The sequence below is a fragment of the Exiguobacterium sp. N5 genome, from assembly GCF_025842465.1.
Lineage (GTDB): Bacteria > Bacillota > Bacilli > Exiguobacteriales > Exiguobacteriaceae > Exiguobacterium > Exiguobacterium profundum.
On sequence record NZ_JAPAEP010000001.1, the window covers coordinates 1237904 to 1260578 of the forward strand.

Genomic DNA, 22675 nt, shown 5'->3' on the forward strand with positions numbered 1-22675 from the left:
GTGTCACATATAATTAAAAATGTCATACTGATTAATCGTAATCGCGGAAGTATGCGGATTTCATCCACATCTATTTAGGGGAAAGGTGGGATTCAGGATGGCGACAACGCTCCTGAAAATCGAAGAATTAATTAATGGTGCCGACATGTTACGGAACTTGACGGTTCCAGAGCTGGTGGAAGAAGCCATTCAAAATGGTGAAGGTGTACTGACAAAAGACGGGGCATTATCTGTCAGCACCGGTGCTTTTACCGGACGGTCACCGAAAGACAAATTCGTCGTACAAGATGAAGTCAGCAACAACCTCGTCGATTGGGGTAAAGTGAACCAACCGATCGCAGAAGAGAAGTTTTCAGCACTTCTTGACAAAGTTCTCGACCATTTAGAAAAGAAGGATAAGCTGTATTATCTAGAAGCATCCGCTGGTGCAGATGAACACTATACGTTGCCTGTCCGTGCCATTACGGAGTATGCGTGGCACAGTCTGTTCGCCAAACAATTGTTCTTACGCGAATGGCCGACGAAAGGTGCGTTCGACCCGTTCACGGTCATTTATGCACCGAGCTATAAAGCAGACCCTGCGGTCGATGGTACGAACTCTGAGACGTTCATTCTCGTCTCATTCGCCAAGCGCACGATTCTGATCGGGGGAACAGAATACGGTGGCGAAATTAAAAAATCTATCTTCTCCGTCATGAACTTCTTGCTACCTGAGCAGAACGTGTTATCGATGCACTGTTCAGCAAACGTCAACGATGCGAACGAAACGGCACTCTTCTTCGGATTGTCGGGCACTGGGAAGACAACGCTCTCGGCTGACCCTGAGCGTCACTTGATTGGAGACGACGAACACGGATGGTCACCGGACGGGGTCTTCAACATCGAAGGAGGTTGTTACGCGAAGACGATCAACTTGTCTCGTGAGAACGAACCGCAAATCTATGATGCGATTCGCTTCGGTTCATTGATTGAAAACGTCGTGTTGAATGAAGATCGTACACCGGACTATAAGAACATTTCCTTGACGGAAAACACACGTGCGGCATATCCAATCGAATTCATCGACAATGCGATGCTCCCATCTCGCGCAGGTCATCCGAATACGATTGTCTTCTTGACGGCAGATGCATATGGCGTCTTGCCTCCGATCAGCAAACTGACGAAAGAACAGGCGATGTACCACTTCTTGTCGGGTTATACGTCAAAACTTGCCGGCACCGAGCGCGGTGTCACAGAACCACAGGCGACATTCTCGACTTGCTTCGGTTCACCGTTCCTTCCGCTCGCTCCAGAGCGTTACGCGGATATGCTCGGTAAATTGATTGAGGAACACGACGTGGATGTCTACCTCGTCAACACAGGTTGGACTGGCGGTGCATACGGTGAAGGTTCACGTATGAAACTCGCTTACACGCGTGCGATGGTCAACGCCGCAGTCAACGGTCAACTTCGCGACGTCGAGACGAAGAAACATGACATTTTCAACGTCGAGATTCCAGTAGCCATCGAAGGCGTACCGAGTAACGTGCTCAATCCACGTGACACCTGGAGCGACCCAGCTCGCTACGATGTCGAGGCGAAGGCACTCGCGATGAAGTTTAAAGAGAACTTCACACGGTTCACGAAAGCGAGTGAATCAGTCATCGCAGCCGGTCCACTGGTCATTTAATACGAAAGCACCGACTCATCGAGTCGGTGCTTTTGCTTGTTGTAGCATCCATTCCATCGCTTGTTCGGTCGTCTCCCATTTATCCCAAAACGGGAGTTGGTGTCCGAACGGAAGCACCCAAAACTCGGCCTGCTCACCTAATTTCTCGGCGACTGCCGTCGCATGGCGCAATCGGACCTGCTGATCATCCGTACCGTGGATGATCAGCGTTGGAGCGCCCCATTCCTTATAGAGCGGAGAACGTTCCGTATATGCCGTTTCTGCCGATTCAGGGTCCCCGCCCGTCATGCGACGTAACATCTTCCGCATCGAGCGCTGCTCTTCATACGTCCACTCTAGATTCGTCACACCGGCCCATGAAGTGACGGTGGTGACCGGTCGTTCAGATGCGAGAGAGAGTGCCATCATCCCACCGCGCGAAAAACCGAGTGCATGAATCGGTCGTCCACTCGTTTGGACGCGATCATAGAGTGAGAGTACGTCTTCTAAATCCTCTCCACCGAAGTCTTCTTTTCCCGTACCTCCGTGATTGCCTCGATAAACCGGGGCCACCACATGAAAACCACGTGCCGCAAATTGCATGAGTCGCGGCAACCGGACGTCTCCGATTCGTGCCGTCCCCCCTCGTAAGTACATCAATACCTGTCCGTTCGACCGTTTCGGTTCAATCGAATAGGCGACGACCTCTTCCCCATCATTTGTCGTATACCACCCACGCGTCACCCGATAACCGGCATAAGGTGGCAAGACGTCGACCCGATCAAACCAAGTGTTGCTCATGGAGCACCCTCATCGTTTCCGGTAAGACACGGTCTTTCATCATAAAACTGTAACGTGGATTCCGTAGTAGGTTGTCCGGCAAGACATCGATCAAGACGGCCCCATCCGTCTCGTCGACTGCGGGATGATCTTCGAATCGTTCGATTTCCGCAAAATAAATGTTTTTGATGACGGTGTCGCCGCGGCCGAGCACACGATACTGCCCCATGTATCGTAATGTCTTGACGACGCCTCCGGTCTCTTCATATACTTCCCGGATGGCAGCGGCATCCTCATGTTCGCCCGGCTCGACTTTCCCACCTGGGAATTCGAGCCCTCGTTGCTTATGTTTCGTCAATACCCATTTGTCCTTATATCGGGCGACGACCCAGACGTGGAGCGGCGTGTCTGAGAACGGATAATGGGTGAAGCTTAACTCGACTTGATTATGATAGTAATCCTTGAATGTCTTCATAGTCCATCCCTTTCTTTCCCCTGTCTACTCTCACTTTACCTTGTCTGCACCCAGTTTCAAACAAAAAAATCGGTCCGACACGCGGACCGATTCGTTTTCTTATTGATTCAAGCGTTTTTCAAGTTCTGCTTTTTGTTCTTCATACCCTGGTTTACCGAGTAATGCGAACATGTTCGCTTTGTATGCTTCAACGCCAGGTTGGTTGAACGGGTTCACCCCGAGGATGTATCCGCTCATTGCACATGCTTTCTCGAAGAAGTAGAACAAGTAACCGAGGTGGTAAGGTGTCATCTCTGGCAATTCGACGACAAGGTTCGGTACGTCCCCATCTGTATGTGCGAGGAGCGTCCCTTCTGTCGCCTTGTCGTTCACGAATTGGATTGTTTCGCCTGCGAGGAAGTTCAAACCATCCAAGTCTTGTGCGTCTTCTGGGACGTTCATTGTGTGACGGACTTCTTTCACACGGATGACTGTCTCGAACAAGTCGCGACGGCCTTCTTGGATGTATTGACCCATCGAGTGAAGATCTGTCGAGAAGTCGACAGCCGCAGGGAAGATCCCTTTGTTGTCTTTCCCTTCTGATTCTCCGTAAAGCTGTTTCCACCACTCTGACACGTAGTGTAGAGCTGGTTCGTAGTTGACGAGCATCTCAATCGATTTACCTTTCGCATAGAGAGCATTACGTACGACTGCATACTGATACGCTTCGTTCTCAGCCAATTCTGGCGAGCTGTAGGCGTTTTGTGCATCGCGTGCGCCTTCCATCAAAGCATCGATATCGATTCCTGCAGCGGCAATCGGAAGAAGTCCGACCGGTGTGAGGACAGAGAAACGTCCACCGACGTCATCTGGAATAACGAACGTCTCGTAACCTTCAGCGTCCGCGAGCGTCTTGAGGGCGCCACGGGCACGGTCTGTCGTCGCATAGATCCGCTCACGCGCTCCGTCTTGACCATACTTGTCTTCCATGAATTGCTTGAGGACACGGAATGCGATCGCAGGTTCTGTCGTCGTTCCTGATTTCGAGATGACGTTGATTGAGACGTCTTTCCCTTCAAGCACTTGAAGCAACTCTCTCATATACGTTGAAGAGATGTTATGGCCCGCATAGAATACTTGTGGCGCTTTGCGCTCTTCTTTTGACAATACGTTGAAGAACGAATGTTGAAGCATTTCGATCGCTGCACGGGCACCGAGGTAAGAACCTCCGATTCCGACGACGACGAGAACATCTGAATTCTCGCGAATTCGTTCCGCCGCAGCTTTGATTCGTGCGAACTCATCTTGATCGTATTCGGTCGGAAGGTCGACCCACCCAAGAAAATCACTTCCGGCACCGCTCCGCTCGTGAATCACCGAGTGGAGAGTTTTTACCGTTTCTTGCATTTGGTCGATTTCATGCTTCCCTACGAATGAGAGCGCGTTTGAATAATCGAAACGTACAGTTGACATGTCATTTCCTCCTTTAAATCGCTCGTAAAAGAGCCATACATGACCCATCATAAACGGAAAGTCTAGATTCGTTCAATCATTATTGCAAAATAGGCAAGAAATCGCCTTATTTACTTAGTTCGAGAATATGCGCAACATCTTCCCGTTCGAGCGTACGGAAACGACCAAATGCACCACGTTTCATCGCAGAATCAAGAATCGCATCGAATGTCGACTCATCGATATCGTAGTCACGAAGCGAGTTCGGTGCACCGAGTTGATCGAAGAACGCACGGATGGCCTCGATTGTACGCTTCCCTGTCTCTAAATCCGTTGCACCTGGCTCCACATCGAACACTTCCGTACCGAGTCGAGCAAAGCGAGCCGCATTGTCTTCATCCAACACATGTTCCATCCAACGTGGGAAGAGGATCGCGAGGCCCCCAGCATGCGGGATGTCATGGACAGCAGATACGGCGTGTTCGATGTTGTGCGATGCCCAGTCACCGGCTGCACCCATTTGAAGTACACCGTTCAATGCCATCGTACCTGAGAATAAGATGATGGCACGGAGGTCTACGTTTTCTAAATCGTTGACGAGTTTGGGTGCCGATTCGACGACCGCTTTCAACACACCTTCTGTCATGCGTTCTTGTACCGGCGCATGGTTCGGGTGGAAGTATTGCTCGAAACAGTGGCTCATCATGTCGACGATGCCATAAATTGTCTGGTCTTTTGGAACTGACACGGTGTAACGTGGATCGAGGATCGAGAATGTCGGGAATACAAGTGGGTGACCCCAACCGAACTTCTCTTGAGTCTCCCAGTTCGTGATGACCGATCCCGAGTTCATCTCCGACCCTGTCGCAGCGAGTGTAAGGACTGTCCCGAATGGTACCGCCTCTGTCGGGATATGTTCACGAAGTACGATGTCCCACGCGTCCCCGTCATATGGAATCGCTGCTGAAATCAGTTTTGTGCAGTCGATGACGGAACCGCCACCGACAGCTAGCAAGGCATCAACGTCCTCTTCACGCGCAAATTTCACCGCACGACGTACAGTCTCAATCCGTGGGTTCGGTTCAACACCTGAGAAGTCTACGTATGAGATACCGGCTTTTTCAAGCTCGGCCACGACTTCATCGTACGTCCCGTTCTTTTTGATGCTTCCGCCACCATAGACGAGCATCACTTTCTTCGCGTCAAGCGCTTCTAGTTCTCCACCTAATTTTTCGACCTGATGTGTCCCAAAAATTAGTTTTGTCGGGTTTTTGTATTCAAAGTTGTGCATAAGTTAACCTCCTCATAGAAATATGTAACACCTACACTATATACCCTGTTTTCACGGAATGAAAAGTATCGTGCTTACTGATAGATACGGTCGATGATGTGATGCAAGATGACCGCTTCCTCCGCTTGCCGATAGTTCGGCTCTTCTCCACAGGCCTCAAGGAAGAGTCGGATTTGCCGCTCATACGGGTCGTGTTCAGTCAAATAAGCTGGTCGCTCGTCAAACAATGCCCCAAATTTCTCCGTGTGAAGTGTGAGCGGGAACAGACTGGCTCCGGATTTCGTGCCGCGACATTCCACTCGCATCGTATCTTTTTCCTCGATATTGGCCATGTAGCTGACGTCGAGTAATAAGGATGCTCCGTTTTCAAACGTGACCATCGCTCTCGCCGTATCCTCGACTGTGAGTGAACTCGCGTCCCATTCCCCCAGCAAGCCGACACCAGGACGATTCCCTAAGTACTGACCGACATGACCGACGACCTCTCTCGGTTTCGGGTATCCCATCAAATGAAGCGCCAGGTCTAACATATGCACACCTATGTCGAGTAATGCACCCCCGCCTTGCAGTTCTTTATTCGTGAAGACACCCCATCCCGGAATTCCACGCCGTCGAAGCGCGAGCGCCGTCGCTGCATAGATGTCTCCGAGTTCACCCGCATCAATCATTCGCTTCAACAGAACCGTATCCTCACGATATCGGTAATGGAATCCGTAATGCAATGTTTTTCCGGCTCGTTTTGCCGCTTCCAACATCTCGATCGCTTCATTCTCTGAGATTCCCGGTGGCTTCTCACAGAGAACGTGACATCCTGCTTCAAGCGCAAGCAGCACTTGCTCTTTATGTAAGGCGTTTGGTGTACATATACTGACCGCATCGAGATTTTCGCGTGAAAGCATCTCTTCGACCGTCTCATAAAGGTTCGGGATGCCGAACTGTCGTGCGACACGTTCCCCGTTTGCCCGTGTCCGGTTCATGACCGCTACCACATCCATGCCTGCTTTGACATAATTCGGGATATGGGCACTCGTCGCAATTCCTCCCGTTCCGATGATGCCAATCTTCATGCCATCCCCTCCTATTCGCTTTACAGTTTCGTCATTCAATCCGCCGATTCCTGTAAAATAAAAAAGGTGACCCGTTTAGAACGGGCCACCTTGGGACACTTACTTCTTGAAGTTTGTGTTTTTGATCCAGTCTTCAAGTTTGTCTTTGAGGACTGTGAATCCTGGAGCTTCTTCTTGCTTGAAGTTTGAAGATGCTTCGTTGCGGCGTGGCGCACGACGAGCTGGCTTCGCAGACTTCTCGCGTTTTGGAGCTTCTTGAGTCGCTTTCATTGAAAGCTTGATTTTTTTAGAAGCTTCGTCCACTTCAAGGATTTTCACTTCAACTTCTTGACCAACTTGAACGTAATCGTTTACGTCTTTTACGTAGTCGTGTGAGATTTCTGAAATGTGTACAAGACCTTGAGTCTCATCGTCGAGTGCTACGAAAGCACCGAAAGGTTGGATTCCTGTTACTTTACCTGTTAATACTTGATCTTTTTCGTATTTTGCCATTACAAACAACTCCTATGCTAAATTCATCAACTTACTATAACATACTTTTTTCGATAAAGTGTAGAATTTAGCAAAAAAGATTATTTTTGACGTGTTGGTATGTTTTAAAGTCGAAGTGCGGGGTAAATACAAATCAAGCAAGACTTCAAGTATTCCCCCCTGATTCCGCTAGGCGACTCGCCTAGCCTTTTTTTGTTCAAAATGTCGTAAACGGCTTCTGATGAAGAATCGGATAGATCGTTTCTCCAGCCATGTCGTTCAAAATGACCGCATTTCGATAGACTGCCATCCCGAGATTCGTCGCAGCCGGACCATGTGAATGCTCTATATTCGTGTGCGTAAACAACTTTCCGCCTAGCGACTCGCTCATGATCACCTCATACGTGTCACGGACTGCCCATTCTCCCTCTACTTCCCATACAACCGGGAGCTGATCTATCCAAGATGGGATCACCGGGCGATACCCCGTCGCCACGACAACGAGATCGTACTCTCTTTCAATCACTTCTCCCGTATACCGTTGGGTCCCTTTCAAACGATGTGTTAACCAATCATAAGAAATCGATTCCACTTCGACCTGTGTCATCATATCAGCCTTCGTCGCTTCCGCTTCTGCCGTCCGATGATACAAGGTCTCATAGATCGAGGTCATCGTCTCAGGATTGACACCATGACGGAAACGCTCGAATGACCCGAGTAGCTCTTGCCGAGCGTCGTACGGTAGCTTATGAAAATAATCGACATAATCCACACTAAAAATTTCATCCCCAAGCTTGCCTGCTTCGAGTGACTCAAATTGTTCGGAGCGTGTGATCCAGTCGACGCGTTGTTCATCCGTCGCTTCACGCAACAAGTCCAGAAATACTTCCGCCGCACTCTGTCCGCTCCCCACGACCGCGACACGATATCGGTCTTTGAGGACGTCCCGGTACGTCAAATAATCGCTCGTATGAATGACTTGTTCAAACCCGTCCGGCACGAATGGCGCCGCCCCTGTCCCTAGGACGAGATGTTTTGTATGAACTTGTGTCGATCGACCATCTGATTCGACGGTCACGAGGAAGCCCTCTTCTTCCACTACAACGTCAGACACATAATGATTGAAACGAATCGTCGACAGTTGATTTACAACCCATCGCAAGTAACGATTGTATTCCGTTCGAGGAATCTTATCTTGTTCTTGCGTGATAAATGTTTGGAGTCGACCCGTATCACTCAAATAGTTCAGAAAACTCGCCGAATGGGTCGGGTCCGCCAACGTGACGAGATCTTGTAAATAATGCGTTTGCATCGTCATCCCTTCAATCAACATGCCTTCATGCCACATCATCTCCGCGCGTTGCTCAAAGCAAATCCCATGCAGTTCAGTTTTTTCCGCAAGGGCCATGAGACCAAGATTATACGGACCACACCCGATTGCAACAAAGTCAAATCGTTTCATCATCTTCACCTCGCCCGTCTTTTCCCTTTCGTTATATCGCTAAAACGCCAAAGAACTCTCACGAATGAGAGTCCTTGGCTACTGTGACTTCAAATTGTTTCATGAAACGTTGAATCCGGAGAATCGCTTCTTGTAGTTGTTCGAGCGAAGTCGCATAACTCGCCCGGACGAATCCTTCCCCGCTCTCACCGAAGGCATTTCCAGGAACAACGGCGACACGTTCTTCGATGAGAAGACGTTCTGCAAATTCCTCACTCGTCAATCCAGTATGTCGAATCGAAGGAAAAGCATAAAATGCTCCACCTGGCACGTGCGTCGGTAATCCCGCCTCGTTCAGCGCTTGAATGAAATAGTTCCGACGTTGACGATAACTTTTCACCATGCTCGGCACGTGCTGCTCACGAGTCCGAAGTGCCTCGAGTCCACCGAATTGAACGAGCGTAGGTGCACACATCATGCCATATTGATGGACCTTCAACATCTCTCGTGTCACAACTTCGGGCGCGCATGTGAAGCCAAGACGCCATCCTGTCATTGCGAACGCTTTTGAGAAACCATTCACAACAATCGTCCGGTCTCGCATGTCGTGGAGCGTCGCGAAGCTGACGAATGGGTCGTCATAACAAAGTTCCGCATAAATCTCATCGCTGACCACCCAAAGGTCATACTTTGTCGCGAGTTCTGCGATTTGCGCGAGTTCGTCGCCATTCATCGTAGCGCCCGTTGGATTGGACGGGAAGCAGAGTAAGATCGCTTTCGTTCGTTCTGTGATGGCTTGCTCGACGTCATCCCGATCGAGTCGAAACCCTTTCTCTGGACGACACGCGACAGGCACGACGGTTCCACCTGCCAACTCGATGAGTGGACCATATGAAACGAATGCCGGTTCGACCACGATGACCTCGTCCCCTGGATTGAGAAGGGCACGGAATGCGATATCGAGCGCCTGCGATGCCCCTGTCGTGACAATCAATTCAGACGTCGGATCGTACTCGACTAAAAAGCGTTCTTTCATATAAGTTGCAATCTCTTCACGCAACTCGATGAGACCGGCGTTAGCACTATAGGCCGTATATCCTTCTTCGAGTGCGGCATAGCTCGCTTCTCGCACGTTCCACGGTGTGATGAAATCCGGTTCTCCCACCCCGAGAGAGACCACGTTATCCATCGTCTGTGCTAAGTCGAAGAAACGGCGAATGCCCGATGGCTTCATCGAGACGACTTGATTTGATAAAGACTTCATGGCGTGATGTTCAACCGCTTATCTTCAGTTTGTGGGGTGAACAAGATCCCGTCATGTTTGTACGTCTTCAATTTGAAGTGAGTTGTCGTCGACAAAACCGAATCAAGCGGCGAAAGCTTGTCTGAGACAAATGAGGCAACATCTTGAAGCGAGTTTGCCCGGATGACGACTTGAAGGTCATAAGCCCCCGACATCAAATAAAGCGCCGTCACTTCTGGGAAGCGATAAATACGCTCGGCCACGTCGTCAAATCCGCGCCCTCGTTTCGGAGTCACTTTAACGTCAATGAAGGCAGTGACATCGTGGCGATTGATTTTTTGCCAATTGACCATGGCACGAAATCCAAGGAGAATCCCGTCTTGCTTGAACTTCTCGAGCATCGACTCAATCGTCTCTTCATCGAGTGCCAACAAGTCAGCCAACATCTTCGTCTCGAGATACCCCTTTTCTTCTAACAATTCTAACAACTCAAGTTCTTTTGATGAATACATACTTATTCTCCTTCCGTTCGACCAGGTAGCACGCCTGTGAACGTTCTCTCTGTCTGTCTCACGTATGAACGTCGTTCCTCCTGAACGATATGGAAATTCTTCATCTCCATGTCTGTCAGACCGTGCTTTTGACAAAAACGATCAAAATAACGACGTCTCGTTTCATCCTGTATTGCTGATAGGTTGTCGGTCCCGTTGAACGCGTACAGTACCGTCGCACGCGCCGGGTGTGACACGGTGAATGCATCCATTACCCTTAACAAGAAATCCCAATCCCAGTAGTTATAGACGTCTTCGTCGAATAGGCCGATCGTGTCATGAATCGATTTGCGATACATCGTACCCGAAGGGATAAACGTCGAGTCCTGACGCATCCGCTCTCGATCGAACGCGTAAGCGAACGGTTCCCAGTCCGTCACGACACGACGGCCTCCTCTCCATTCGAAGCGGAACAGCTCAGCGTCCGAATAGACGAGGTCAGTCTGTTGAAGGTCGCGTAGCCCTGCCTCTAGATGTGTCGGCATGAGCAAATCGTCATCGTCTAGTAACAAGATGACATCGCCTCTCGCTTCGAGAACACCACGATTACGGGCACGAACATGATGGTTTTCACCCACTTCGATGACACGTGCATCCAATTGATTCAAAAAAGGCGCCAAAAGGTGTTGTTTTGGCGGCCCTTCATTATTCATGACCAAGACCTCAAACTGCTGAAACGTTTGGACCGTTAGACTTTCAAGCAGTTCCGTCAGTTCCGTCTCGCGCTTATAAGCCGGAATGACAATCGAGACAATCGGTTTCATCCGCGATATGCCGTCTCAACGAGTGGAAGAATTGCTTCCCAGCTCACACCGTTCTCCTTTGATACGGTCACAAAGTCACCATAAGCAAAGACACTCTCCACGCCTTCGATTTCAACTAACTTGGCGAGAAGCGGTTGATCTGTCGCTTCGCCCGCCTTCACACTTTGACTCTTGGCGCCAAACACGTTCTCTGGAAGTGTCACTTTCATCGCATTCGGATTCGGTGTTGGATCAATTCGTAACATTATTGGTTCCTCCTTATAGTTGGCAAGATGACGATGCGAGGAGTCGCTGCGCCATCTCGAAAATCTCTGTTTCTGGTGGACACGCATCGAACGCTTCAAGAAGCGTTCGGCGAATCACTTCGGTCAATTGTTCGGTAGAATCGACATAGGTTAATGCCATCATGACTTCATCAAACTCCGGTCCGTATGAACCTGCCCCATAACCGAGTGGGTCCCATGTTAATAATAAGTCTTCTGTACGCACTTGTTAAACCCTTCTTTTCGCTGAAATTCCATGTCCTACTTCACCAATCTACCTTACTTTTTACTCGGATACCAGCCTTGACAAATGGATTCATATTTCTTGATTCATCAGAACACTATATCTAGTATGAAATGAATATGCAGGTATTTTGATAAGTAACGTCAAATACAATCCATTCCACCTCAAACAAACGGATGAAATGTTTCATCAAGAGTGATGAAATCGAATTCATCAATTTGTGAAAAAACAAGCAAAGACAATACATAAATTTTTTTCATCTCAGTTCTCTGTCTCAAATTGGGTCATGAAGCCCTTTTGGAGCAAAAGCAAAAAGGTGACGGGCACATTCCAGAATGTCAAGGATTGAAAAACTAAATATAGGTGTTTTATGATTAAAAAGATAAAAAAGTGTCAATATATAGTTAACGGGTATTTTGATCGTTAACACGATATTGTGACAGGTAAGGAAGTTCTTATTATCCTTTTATAACGTCTACACCATCTAAAGGAGTGATCTATTTTGACATCCCCTATCCACCACGAGACGATGCTACCAGCGGCTCCAACGCTTTCTGACGTCTCTTCTCTTATTCAATCTATCCAGACACGGTATCCTCACTTAAGCGTAGAACGCTATGAAGAACGGGCGATTCGGGCGCTCGAGACAAAAACGCTAACACAAGATGTAGTATATGACTTATTGACGATGCATGCCCTCGATATGTTGAAAGCCGAAGAACCGGACTGGACGTTCGTGGCAACGGAAATGTACTTGAACCGCCTCTATCTTGAAGCGGCACGCAACCGCGGTTACGAAGCATCTATGCGTTATGGTAACTTCTATCAACTGGTCGAGACGTTAACATCAAAACGAATTTTCACGTCAGCGCTTCTCGATACGTATTCAAAAGAAGACATGGACCATCTCGAAACATTGATCGACCCATCCCGTGACCGTCTCTTCACATATATCGGACTCCGCACGTTGTCGGACCGCTATCTTGGGCGCGATCATGTGAAGAACCTTTATGAGCTTCCACAGGAGCGCTTCATGGTCATCGCGATGACGCTCATGCAAAAAGAAGATGAGACGACTCGATTGAAGCTCGTCGAAGAAGCTTATTGGGCTTTATCAAACCTTTATATGACGGTCGCGACACCAACGTTGTCAAACGCCGGTAAATCATATGGACAGCTCAGCTCTTGTTTCATTGATACAGTTGATGACTCCCTCCGTGGCATTTATGATTCGAACACCGATGTGGCGACGCTCTCAAAAGGTGGCGGTGGAATCGGTGTCTACCTCGGGAAAATTCGTTCACGTGGTAGTGACATCAAAGGATTCAAAGGCGTCTCAAGTGGTGCCCTTCCTTGGATGAAGCAATTGAACAACACGGCCGTCTCTGTCGACCAACTCGGTATGCGTCAAGGCTCAATTGCCGTCTATTTAGACATTTGGCATAAGGACATCTTCGAATTCCTAGACGCGAAATTGAACAACGGGGATGAGCGCCTCCGGACACACGACTTGTTCACAGGCGTTTGCTTACCGGACCTCTTCATGCGTACGGTCGAGGCACGCGGCGACTGGCACTTGTTCGATCCACACGAGATTCGTACCGTGATGGGATATAGCCTTGAAGACTATTTTGACGAATCAGAGAACGGTGGAAGCTTCACAGAGAAATATATGGAATGTGTCAACACGCCAGAATTATCTCGTGTGACAGTTCCAGCCATCGACCTTGTAAAACGTTACATGCGCTCACAACTTGAAACAGGTACACCATATATGTTCTTCCGAGACGCAGTGAACCGCGCAAACCCAAACAAACATGCCGGGATGATCTACAGTTCCAACCTCTGTTCTGAAATTGCGCAAAACATGTCGGCAACGACAATCGAAGAAGAATACACACAAGACGGAAAAATCGTCATCACAAAGACTCCTGGTGATTTCGTCGTCTGTAACTTGAGTTCAATCGCACTTGCTCGTGCCGTGAAAGCCGATGTGCTCGAACGACTCATCCCGATTCAAATGCGTATGCTCGATAACGTCATCGATTTGAATACGATCGAAGTTCCACAGGCGATGATCACGAACCAGAAGTATCGTGCAGTCGGTCTAGGAACGTTCGGTTGGCATCACTTGCTCGCACTAGAAGGAATCCGTTGGGAATCGGTCGATGCCGTTCAATATGCAGAGAAACTCTATGAAAAAATCGCGTATCTCACAATCCAAGCATCGATGGAACTCGCCAAAGAAAAAGGAGCATTCGGCGTCTTCGAAGGTTCAGAATGGCATACAGGCGAATACTTCAAGCGTCGGAACTATCGTTCACACGACGACCTCGATTGGGACGGTCTCGCAGCAGAAGTACATCAAAACGGCGTCCGTAACGCCTATATGATGGCCGTTGCACCAAACTCATCGACGGCGATTATCGCTGGTAGTACCGCATCGATTGACCCGGTCTACAAAAAGGTCTACTCAGAAGAGAAGAAAAACTATAAGATTCCAGTCACGGTTCCCGACTTGACGCCGGACACGAACTGGTTCTATAAATCAGCATTTGAAATTGATCAATTATGGAGCATCCGTCAAAACGCGGCTCGCCAGCGCCACATCGACCAAGCAATCAGCTTCAACTTATACGTGAAGAACGATGTAAAAGCGACAGAGCTTCTTGCGATGCACCTCGAGGCATGGTCTCTTGGCATGAAGTCGATTTACTACACTCGTTCGACGACTGTCGAAGTCGACGAATGTGAGTCGTGTGCTTCGTAAACCATCGTCATAATCATTATGTACATTTTATAGAAAGGTGGTCCACCCTATGAACATCGCAATCGTCTGTCATTCGATGAGTGGAAACACAGAAGAAGTGGCATCGCTCATCGAATCGACACATCATCGCCGTGGCGATACGGTCGTCCGCTATGATGCCGATCGCGTCGGATATCGCGAAGCTCAATCGCTCGCTTCGTTCGACCTCGTCTATTTCGGCTCTTACACGTGGGCAGACGGAATCTTACCAGACGAAATGAAAGATACGTTCCGCCTCGTGTTAAAGGAACTCCAAGTGCCGATTCGACAAGCTGCGGTATTCGGAACCGGTGACAAGATGTTTGTACATTTCTGTCGCGCTGTTGACGAGATGGCGTACCACCTTTCAAAATACGGAATCCCACTTGCCGGGGAACTGCTTAAAATCGAGCAGTCCCCACGTAACCAACCGTTCAACGTCCAACATTGGGCAGAGCGGATGGCTCACCATGTAGAAGAAGGAGTTATGCATCATGTCGATTCAGAAAATCAAATTATTGTCGCCCAAACATCCTAACCGGGCAACCGCCATCATTGGCGGGGAAACGAGTTCGATCGTCAATTGGAACGATATCGCGTATCCTCAGTTCTATACCATTTACAAACAGTTATTATCGAACTTTTGGATTCCTGATGAGATCTCAATGTCTAAGGATATGCAACAATGGCCGCAATTGACTGAACGTGAACAGGATGCATTCAAACGGATCATCGGACTGCTCTCGATTCTCGACTCGGTCCAGACACGATACATCCTCGAGTCTTCTATGTTCTCATCTGACTCGTCTGTACACGCCGTTCTCGCGGTCATCGCACAACAAGAGGTCGTGCACAATCAATCATACAGCTATGTCCTATCAAGTCTCGTGCCACTCGCTGAACAAAATCGAATCTTTGACATCGCCAAAGACGATGAAATGGTCATGAAGCGCAATCAATTCATCTTGGACTTATATGAAGCGTTCCGCGAGACTCCGAACGCCGAAAACTTTGCGAAATCGCTCGTTGCATCCGTCATTCTAGAAGGCATCAACTTCTATTCAGGATTCGCTTATTTCTACAATCTCGCCCGTCACCAAAAGATGGTCGGTACATCAACGATGATCAGTTATATCCAACGTGATGAGATGCAACATTCTTACTTCATCAGCCAGCTCTTACGTGCCGTGCTGACAGAAAATCCGAAGATTGATGAAAACGGAAAGTTCAGTCAGTTCGTATACGACACGATGGCAGAAGCGGTCGACCTCGAGATCGAGTGGTGTGAATACGTTCTCCGTGACCTCGATGGACTCGACGTCAGTGAAATGCGAGACTACGTCAAATACTTGGCGAACAAACGCCTCCGCGTCATCGGTCTGAATGACTTGTATGAAGGATTTGACGAAGATGTCATGCCTTGGATCCGTGCATACTCAGATGACTCGCTCAATGCGACAAAATCTGATTTCTTCGAACAAAAGTCACGTTCTTATGCGAAAGTGACAGACGCGAACGGATTTGATGATCTATAAAATTGAACCGAACCGATTAAATCGGTTCGGTTTTTTTGTACATCAAAAAAACCCAGACAGTCATGTCTGGGTTAATTCAAATCAATAATAAGTCTGAACATATTTGGCAATTCCTTCAGCCACACCTTCCGCCATTTGCTGACGAGACGTGTTACTTCGAAGGTAAGTCAAATCTGTTGGTGATGAGATAAATCCTAATTCGACGAGTGCAGATGGCATTGTGTTATACGTAATAACGTAATAATTAGCTGTTTTCACTCCTCGGTTCGACATTCCACTCATTTTACCTGCCAAGTTGCTTTGAATGTTTGAAGCAAGGACACGACTTCGAGCGCTGTGCGCAGACTGAGAAGAATAGAACGTTTCTACCCCTTTCGCAGATGATGAACCGGCTGCGTTGACGTGCATACTTACAAACAAATCACCACGTAACGACTTCGCTGCAGCAACTCGCTGATCTAGAGTCAAATAGACATCAGTTGAACGAGTGAGACGTACATTGTAATCATATTTTGAGCGAAGATAAGCTTCTACACGTTTCGTTACATCAAGTACAATCGTTTTCTCATAGAGAGATCCATTAACTGCTCCTGGGTCTTTTCCACCGTGTCCTGGATCAAGGACGATGACTGTTCCAGTCGATGTGCTCGGCTTAGATGTCATCACGAATGCTGAAGAAATGAAAGCATCTTGTCCATTGAACTTGATTTTATGAAAACCATTGATTGTCCCATAATGTGAAACAGCTGTTCCGTGATTGAGTTGACCAACCACATTCGAATCAAGACTCGCTTTCGAACGAACGTTCAATACATCACCTGGTGTGTTGATGTATACCGTACCTTTTGGTGCAGCTTCCGGCGCTGCCGGGGCTTTCCCTTTCGTCAACCACGAACTCGCTGTGTAGTAGACTTTCGAGCCGATATGAACAGTCGACCAACTCGAATTGTACGCTTTGTATGAAACAGCCGTGTATTTCGGAAGAACCATGAGGACTTCCGAACTCTGATGGGTTTTCCCAAACAAGTTTACTGTACGGTTTGCATACCCTTGCGTGAGTCCATCATCCGGTTTCGTTGTCGTCGGAGGCTCCGTTGGCGTTTTCGACGTAGAGATCCAAGCTGTCGGTGTGTAATAAGTTTCACTTCCGAGATATACAATCGACCAGCTCGAGTTGTATTTGCTCGAGAGGACAGCCGTGTTCACGGGGAGTACCTTCTTCACCGCCGAACGTTGATTCCGCTCAGCGAAGAGTTTCATCTCCCGGTTTGCATATCCGTCTTTTTTCTCTACACCACTGTCCAATGTGCCTGCTGTGATGCCCCAAGTCGGCGTATAATACGTCTCGTTCCCGATATAGACAATCGACCAACTTGAATTATATTTACTCGAGACGACAGCCGTATGTTTCGGAAGAACTTTCTGCACTTTCGAACGTTGGTTGCGTTCAGCGAACAACTTCAACTCACGGTTCGCGTAGCCGTTTGTCCGCTCCACATTCGATTCTGTCAGTTTCGGTGCGATGTAAGCTTTTGCAGCATAGTACGTCTTGCCATTTAGGTAGACTTTTGCCCAAGAAGAATTATGAACGGCATACTTCACTTCCGTCCCTTTCTTCAACGTAGCGACAATCTTCGCCGATCGATGAGACGTGACTCGTACGTTTAAGTTCGCAGTTGTCACACCAGTAGACGTTGCCGCCTGCGTCGTTAGCGAACTTGCAGTGGATGAAAGTTTCCGAATGTACTGGGCCGAGGCATAGTATGTACGATTGTTTACATACACTTTGTGCCAGGACTGATTATACGTTCCATACTTTACTTTCGTGCTTTTTGGTAATGTTTTCACTACCTTCCCACTCAGACTAGGGGATGTACGAATGTTCAAATTGACAGTCGTCTCTCCATCGTAAGTAGCAGCTTCAGCAGACGGAAGTTGCATACCAAACAAGAGGACCGTTAAGATGAGGGCAACTTTCAACAGTTTTATTTTCATCCAAAATATTCCTTTCTCATTGCGGCATTTCCTACTAACAACAATTTCATATTAGCATAATGCTTTTTTAAAAAAAGTAAATATTTGAAAAAAAGATGAATGTTTTTGATAAAAAGGTAAATGTTTTTATTTGACCGGTCGGATGATCAGAAACGTCTCCGCACCGTAACGTTCGATGGCGACAGTAAAGCCTTCTTTAATCGAAGGATTCTCTGTAACAATCAATCCATCTCGTTTCTGTTGAATTACAAATCCGTCCAATCCTTCAATCGCTGCAATGCGACAAAAACGCTCGATATGTTGTTCTCGTTCTATATATCGGTCGAATCGCTCAAACGATTTAACTGGGACTCCGCCCCAATAGCGACCTGGCTGATGTGATAAATAAGTACGCACCGATGTCTCCGTAATCGGATCCGGCGTATGATCAAATCGTCCGAAGTCCCGGACCGACTTCTCTTCGATGAGGGCAAAGAGTGAATCGAACAGATTGAGATGGTAAGACGCTCCAAGAGACAAAGCGGCACGCTGCAATTGCTCGATATGATGCTGTAGTGATTGACCTTTACGGTTCGGTTTTAACTTCTTATCGCCTTCATAAGCGTTCAAAATCCGCGCCACTTCCCCTGCCTCTTCAACAATTTGAAAATACAGCTTCTCTTTCGATTCTCCTCCCTCCGCCTCTGGTTGCTGCAATGCAATCGCATACTGGTTTGCCAGACACGTGGAGATCACTAGTACATCAAGTAACTCCTCTTTCAACTCATCCCGCGCCTCTCTCCTTAACGCGCCACCTACTTCTCCTACCTCTTCTAACAATCGTGCTAGCCCGGATAAAGGTCTCCAGTAACCACCTAAATGAAGAATCATCGTATCGATTTTCTGTTGAACTTCTCTCACGTTCATTCACCTATCTTTCTGCTTTATTTACCGCTTACATGATATACTATGCTCAACCTAGTTGTCCGGAAAGGGTGGGTTCCACATGTCGTCGGCAAGACTTTGGCAATTGCTTCGATTCATTCTCGTCGTAATCGGTTTCTTTTTAATCACTTGGCTCTTGAATATACTTTTCGAATATACATATCCGTTCGTATTTGCCTTGCTCTTGTCCTTGATGACCGTCCCGCTCGTCAACTTTTTCGAGCGAAAATCAAATATGCCTCGTGCACTCGGCACTCTCATTTCCTTGATCATCGTGCTTAGCATCGTCGTCGGAATCATCACCATCGTCATCATCCAATTGATTCATTATGCAACGGTGGCAGCGGAACGACTCCCTGAACAAATTGAGACACTCACCGAGTTTATCCAACGACTGTTCAATGAGAAAATCGCACCGCTCGTCAATGATGCATACGAGAGCTATCAGCAGTTAAATCCCGGACAGACGACCTCGCTCGAGGGAGGAATCACCGAGCTCGGTGTCCAACTCGCCTCAGCGATTGGTGTCTTGTCCCGCGGAGTGGCCAGTGTGCTACAAAACATGTTAGCGGCGCTCCCGCTCGTCTTGTTGCTCGTGGTCGTCATTGTCCTCGCCTGGTTCTTCATCACAAAGGATTGGCCATCATACGTCAACTCACTGAATCGTCTGAACAAACGAAAAGGATTCAAAGAATTCGAGGAAGTGATGATCAACCTCAAGTCTGCCCTATTTGGATACGTCCGTGCCCAGTTCACGCTCATCTCCATCACATTCGGGATCGTCTTGATCGGGATGCTCATCCTTCGTGTTGACAACCCGCTCTCTTTCGCTTTACTTGCGGGGTTCTTTGACCTCTTGCCTTATTTAGGGGTCGGTACGCTACTTATTCCTTGGGCCGCCTATGCCGCGGTGACAGGTGATTGGTTCGTTGCCATCGGATTGGTCGTGTTGTATATCATCGTCATCGTCCAACGCAACTTGGCTGAACCGAAAATTGTCGGTTCCCATATCGGATTGAATCCACTGGTCGCACTCATCTCCATCTTCGTTGGATTAAAGCTATTCGGTGTACTCGGCTTTATCGTCGGGCCCGTACTCGCCGTCCTGTTGAAAGCCGTATACAATGCCAAAGTGTTTCATTACATATGGCGATTTATCGTCGGTCCGCCTACGACGACAGCAAAAGAGCGATGAAATGTTGATTTCATCGCTCTTTTTTCATTTGAGGTACAGCCACTACGGGTTGATCGGATGTCGCCGGCTGGAGCGAGAGACCACTTGTCCCCGCTTCATAGGCAGCTACCGCCAAGATGCACGCATCGATAATATCGTCGATTTGGACGTTTGACATTTTCCATTTCCATGGAGAACTTTTCGAGTATTGCCGAAGTAACTCGATTCGCTCATCCTGCCCTTCGACCGTCTTTTTCGAATGACTCGCCTCATGCCCCATCATGACTGAAAAACAAACTTCCGGATGTGATTCGTAAACGTCAGTTGCCTTCACCTGCTGAAACTCACGGATACGGGGAACAAGATTCCACGCTTGTTTACTAATTCCTTTGCCAACCAACGCCCGACTCCTTTCATTCGCTTCCTCATAAGTCGCTTCTTGCAACACCTCTTGAATCGGCGGAGTGAAGACGGACGACTTTCGTTGGCTGAGTCGGCAACGCATCCACGCATCGCATTCGCGGCTCGGATGGTCGACCGTTCCTAAATCTTTCGGCATATCCACAAAATGCATGGCACCATCAATCAGCAACTCCTCCAACGTCTCCGAAATCGTTAAACAAAGTGAGATGCTGTCATATGTGATTCGTACCCAACCGCCACGTGCACCATCAATTCCTACTCCTACCATGTCGTACCTCCTGTAACATCATCAACACGCCAAATACGGCGAGAAACACTGTACTCCCTAACCAAATACGGTTCGGCCACACCGTGTAGCATAAGCCACACAGAATCGCCAAACCGATTACTCCAGCTGCTCTTACCGATCCCACGATTCAATCATCCGTGCGAGGGTTCGAACCATGACACCAGTCGGCCCCTTCGGACCGAGGTCATTCGCTGCCGCTCGTTCGCTCGTTCCCGCAATATCGAGATGCAACCATGGTGTATCGCCGACAAACTCACCGACAAATGCGCCACCAAAAATCATATGGCCGAAACGACCTGGTGAGTTATTCAAGTCGGCAACTTCCGATTTTCTCACCTTGTCGATGAAGACATCAAAGTATGGCATCTGCCACACGAGCTCGTTCGTCTCACGGCTCGCCGCTTCAAGCGAACGATAGAGCGAATCATCATTTGTCAGACAGCCTGTCACGTCTGTACCGAGGGCGACAAGAACGCCACCTGTGAGCGTAGCTACATCGATGATAGCTTTTGGTTCATACGTTTTCGCAAATGTGACCGCATCCGCTAGGACGAGGCGTCCTTCAGCGTCTGTGTTCAAGACTTCAATCGTCTTCCCATTCATGGCTGTGATCACATCATCCGGTTTGAACGCATCCCCAGAAATCATATTGTCGGTCGCACCGATGATGCCAATCACGTTCCGTTTTGGTCGTGTCAATCCGAGGGTTTCGAACAATCCGAGGACGGTAGCAGCGCCACCCATATCCCCTTTCATTCCGACGATTCCATCTTTTGGCTTGATCGAATAGCCACCTGTGTCGAATGTGACACCCTTTCCGACAACGGCAATCGGAGCTTCTTCCTCTGCCCCGCGATACTCGAGCACAATCAATTTTGGCGGAATCGTCGAACCTTGGTTCACTGCGAGCAATGCCCCCATCCCGAGTCCTTCCATTTCTTCTTTTTCAAGAATGCGGTATTTGAAATCATGACGTTTCGCCAACTCAACCGCGTAATCCGCTAACGTCTCCGCCGTCAAAATATTGGCCGGCATCATCGTCAACATTCGAGCGACATTGACTCCTTTCCCATAAGCCACACCCGCATCGATATCCGTCTGGTCCACGTCACCGAGCAACGTGATCGTCGGTTCTTCGACCGTTTCATTTGGAGCAGACTTATATGTAGGATGGGCATAGGTCGCCATTTCATACGCTTCTGTAAACATACGCGCCGCTCCTTCCGTAAACGTATCAAGCGCTACCGCGACGTCCTTCAGTCCACGTGCTTTGATCAGCTTCGCGACTTTCCCGAACCAATTCCGAACATTCTCGGTCATCATGTCATTTCGTTGACCGAGTCCGACAAATAAGACACGTGTCGTCTCCCCGGCGAATGTCGGAAGGATTGTCACTTCCCCCGTCTTCGTAGAGAGGTCTCCTGATTGAATAAGCGCTTTGACGCGCCCAGCAAACAATGTGTCGAGCCCCTCATCGATAGAATCAGCCGCTCCAATTCCGACGACGATTGTCTCGTAAGAATCGGTCCAATTTAATTGAGCAATTTGATACATATTGCCACTTCCCTTCTATATATATGGTAAGCATAACGAACTTCTCCAAAATAATGAAATAGTATGCGTAAGAGTCAAGAAATCTTCGAATTCATGGGCTATCTCCTCGTTGTGACGTTGTTTTATTTTATGATAGGATAAGAAAGTACGCAATCGGGCTTCTCTTCATCGTGAAGTGAGGCCAATTTGACTGGTCGAGGCTTCCCCTAGTCGTAGACCGTTGCTACTTTAACTTTCTCCGTTCTCGTTAATTCTTTTTTCTTTTCGGGTATGAAGTAACGAGGCAGGAAAGTACACTATTTCTTTGAAAAGAGGGACTACGCT

Annotated in this window: 21 protein-coding genes; 5 read left to right on the plus strand and 16 right to left on the minus strand. The window is 48.3% G+C overall.

Annotated features, from left to right (window positions below; all coding sequences use genetic code 11):
- The first annotated feature begins 97 nt into the window (after window positions 1-97).
- On the plus strand, window positions 98-1669 hold the full coding sequence (pckA, locus tag OKS35_RS06400; protein WP_215243795.1) for a phosphoenolpyruvate carboxykinase (ATP): 1572 nt from the start codon (window positions 98-100) through the stop codon (window positions 1667-1669).
- Between the two features lie 15 nt (window positions 1670-1684).
- Here pckA and OKS35_RS06405 read toward each other — a convergent pair whose 3' ends face one another.
- The 12 genes from OKS35_RS06405 to OKS35_RS06460 all read right to left on the minus strand — a co-directional run bounded on the left by OKS35_RS06405 (window position 1685) and on the right by OKS35_RS06460 (window position 11651).
- On the minus strand, window positions 1685-2449 hold the full coding sequence (locus tag OKS35_RS06405) for an alpha/beta hydrolase family protein (protein ID WP_264092673.1): 765 nt from the start codon (window positions 2447-2449) through the stop codon (window positions 1685-1687).
- Window positions 2430-2903: an RNA deprotection pyrophosphohydrolase gene (gene ytkD / locus OKS35_RS06410; protein ID WP_159562573.1), complete on the minus strand. Its 474-nt coding sequence runs from the start codon at window positions 2901-2903 to the stop codon at window positions 2430-2432. The genes OKS35_RS06405 and ytkD overlap by 20 nt, the downstream gene beginning before the upstream one ends.
- 99 nt (window positions 2904-3002) lie before the next feature.
- Window positions 3003-4355: a glucose-6-phosphate isomerase gene (locus tag OKS35_RS06415; protein ID WP_074036426.1), complete on the minus strand. Its 1353-nt coding sequence runs from the start codon at window positions 4353-4355 to the stop codon at window positions 3003-3005.
- 106 nt (window positions 4356-4461) lie between these two features.
- On the minus strand, window positions 4462-5625 hold the full coding sequence (locus OKS35_RS06420) for an iron-containing alcohol dehydrogenase (RefSeq protein ID WP_159562574.1): 1164 nt from the start codon (window positions 5623-5625) through the stop codon (window positions 4462-4464).
- A 74-nt stretch (window positions 5626-5699) separates the two neighbouring features.
- Window positions 5700-6692 carry a Gfo/Idh/MocA family protein gene (locus tag OKS35_RS06425; RefSeq protein WP_264092674.1) on the minus strand — a complete coding sequence of 331 codons (993 nt, stop codon included), beginning with the start codon at window positions 6690-6692 and terminating at the stop codon, window positions 5700-5702.
- A 99-nt stretch (window positions 6693-6791) separates the two neighbouring features.
- Window positions 6792-7184, minus strand: coding sequence for a S1 domain-containing post-transcriptional regulator GSP13 (yugI, locus tag OKS35_RS06430; protein ID WP_074033496.1), 393 nt, complete (start codon window positions 7182-7184; stop codon window positions 6792-6794).
- A 196-nt stretch (window positions 7185-7380) separates the two neighbouring features.
- Entirely contained in the window at window positions 7381-8625 is a 1245-nt protein-coding gene (locus OKS35_RS06435) for a lysine N(6)-hydroxylase/L-ornithine N(5)-oxygenase family protein (protein ID WP_264092675.1), read from the minus strand.
- Window positions 8626-8683: 58 nt separating this feature from the next.
- On the minus strand, window positions 8684-9868 hold the full coding sequence (locus OKS35_RS06440) for an aminotransferase (RefSeq protein WP_159562577.1): 1185 nt from the start codon (window positions 9866-9868) through the stop codon (window positions 8684-8686).
- Complete coding sequence (locus OKS35_RS06445) at window positions 9865-10359, minus strand: Lrp/AsnC family transcriptional regulator (protein ID WP_012726802.1); 495 nt, start codon at window positions 10357-10359, stop codon at window positions 9865-9867. The genes OKS35_RS06440 and OKS35_RS06445 overlap by 4 nt, the downstream gene beginning before the upstream one ends.
- A gap of 2 nt (window positions 10360-10361) precedes the next feature.
- A complete protein-coding gene (locus OKS35_RS06450; RefSeq protein ID WP_264092676.1) occupies window positions 10362-11162 on the minus strand; it encodes a glycosyltransferase family 2 protein in 801 nt (266 codons plus the stop codon).
- Complete coding sequence (locus OKS35_RS06455) at window positions 11159-11407, minus strand: NifU N-terminal domain-containing protein (RefSeq protein WP_074036416.1); 249 nt, start codon at window positions 11405-11407, stop codon at window positions 11159-11161. The genes OKS35_RS06450 and OKS35_RS06455 overlap by 4 nt, the downstream gene beginning before the upstream one ends.
- 13 nt (window positions 11408-11420) lie before the next feature.
- A complete protein-coding gene (locus OKS35_RS06460; RefSeq protein ID WP_159562579.1) occupies window positions 11421-11651 on the minus strand; it encodes a DUF1871 family protein in 231 nt (76 codons plus the stop codon).
- Between the two features lie 532 nt (window positions 11652-12183).
- Between OKS35_RS06460 and OKS35_RS06465 the strand changes: the two genes are divergently transcribed.
- Genes OKS35_RS06465 through OKS35_RS06475 form a run of 3 tightly spaced genes read left to right on the plus strand, consistent with a single transcriptional unit; the run spans window position 12184 to window position 15992 of the window.
- On the plus strand, window positions 12184-14439 hold the full coding sequence (locus OKS35_RS06465) for a ribonucleoside-diphosphate reductase subunit alpha (RefSeq protein ID WP_371730226.1): 2256 nt from the start codon (window positions 12184-12186) through the stop codon (window positions 14437-14439).
- A 49-nt stretch (window positions 14440-14488) separates the two neighbouring features.
- A complete protein-coding gene (locus tag OKS35_RS06470) occupies window positions 14489-14995 on the plus strand; it encodes a flavodoxin domain-containing protein (protein WP_159562580.1) in 507 nt (168 codons plus the stop codon).
- The gene (locus OKS35_RS06475; RefSeq protein WP_074036411.1) at window positions 14952-15992 is read left to right on the plus strand and encodes a ribonucleotide-diphosphate reductase subunit beta; all 1041 of its coding nucleotides are present in this window, start codon (window positions 14952-14954) and stop codon (window positions 15990-15992) included. The genes OKS35_RS06470 and OKS35_RS06475 overlap by 44 nt, the downstream gene beginning before the upstream one ends.
- An 81-nt stretch (window positions 15993-16073) precedes the next feature.
- Here the strand turns inward: OKS35_RS06475 and OKS35_RS06480 are convergent, their stop codons facing one another.
- Together OKS35_RS06480 and OKS35_RS06485 are read right to left on the minus strand one after the other, a co-directional pair.
- Complete coding sequence (locus OKS35_RS06480) at window positions 16074-17987, minus strand: N-acetylmuramoyl-L-alanine amidase (RefSeq protein WP_196430947.1); 1914 nt, start codon at window positions 17985-17987, stop codon at window positions 16074-16076.
- A 126-nt stretch (window positions 17988-18113) separates the two neighbouring features.
- Window positions 18114-18893, minus strand: coding sequence for a nucleotide pyrophosphohydrolase (locus tag OKS35_RS06485; protein WP_196430948.1), 780 nt, complete (start codon window positions 18891-18893; stop codon window positions 18114-18116).
- Between the two features lie 79 nt (window positions 18894-18972).
- Between OKS35_RS06485 and ytvI the strand changes: the two genes are divergently transcribed.
- Window positions 18973-20106 (plus strand): sporulation integral membrane protein YtvI, encoded by a 1134-nt coding sequence (ytvI, locus tag OKS35_RS06490; RefSeq protein ID WP_074036407.1) that lies wholly within the window; start codon window positions 18973-18975, stop codon window positions 20104-20106.
- A gap of 10 nt (window positions 20107-20116) precedes the next feature.
- Here the strand turns inward: ytvI and OKS35_RS06495 are convergent, their stop codons facing one another.
- Together OKS35_RS06495 and OKS35_RS06500 are read right to left on the minus strand one after the other, a co-directional pair.
- The gene (locus OKS35_RS06495) at window positions 20117-20776 is read right to left on the minus strand and encodes a DUF429 domain-containing protein (protein ID WP_074036406.1); all 660 of its coding nucleotides are present in this window, start codon (window positions 20774-20776) and stop codon (window positions 20117-20119) included.
- Between the two features lie 132 nt (window positions 20777-20908).
- Window positions 20909-22351, minus strand: a complete 1443-nt coding sequence (locus OKS35_RS06500; protein ID WP_264092677.1) for a leucyl aminopeptidase — start codon at window positions 22349-22351, stop codon at window positions 20909-20911.
- Window positions 22352-22675: the final 324 nt, after the last annotated feature.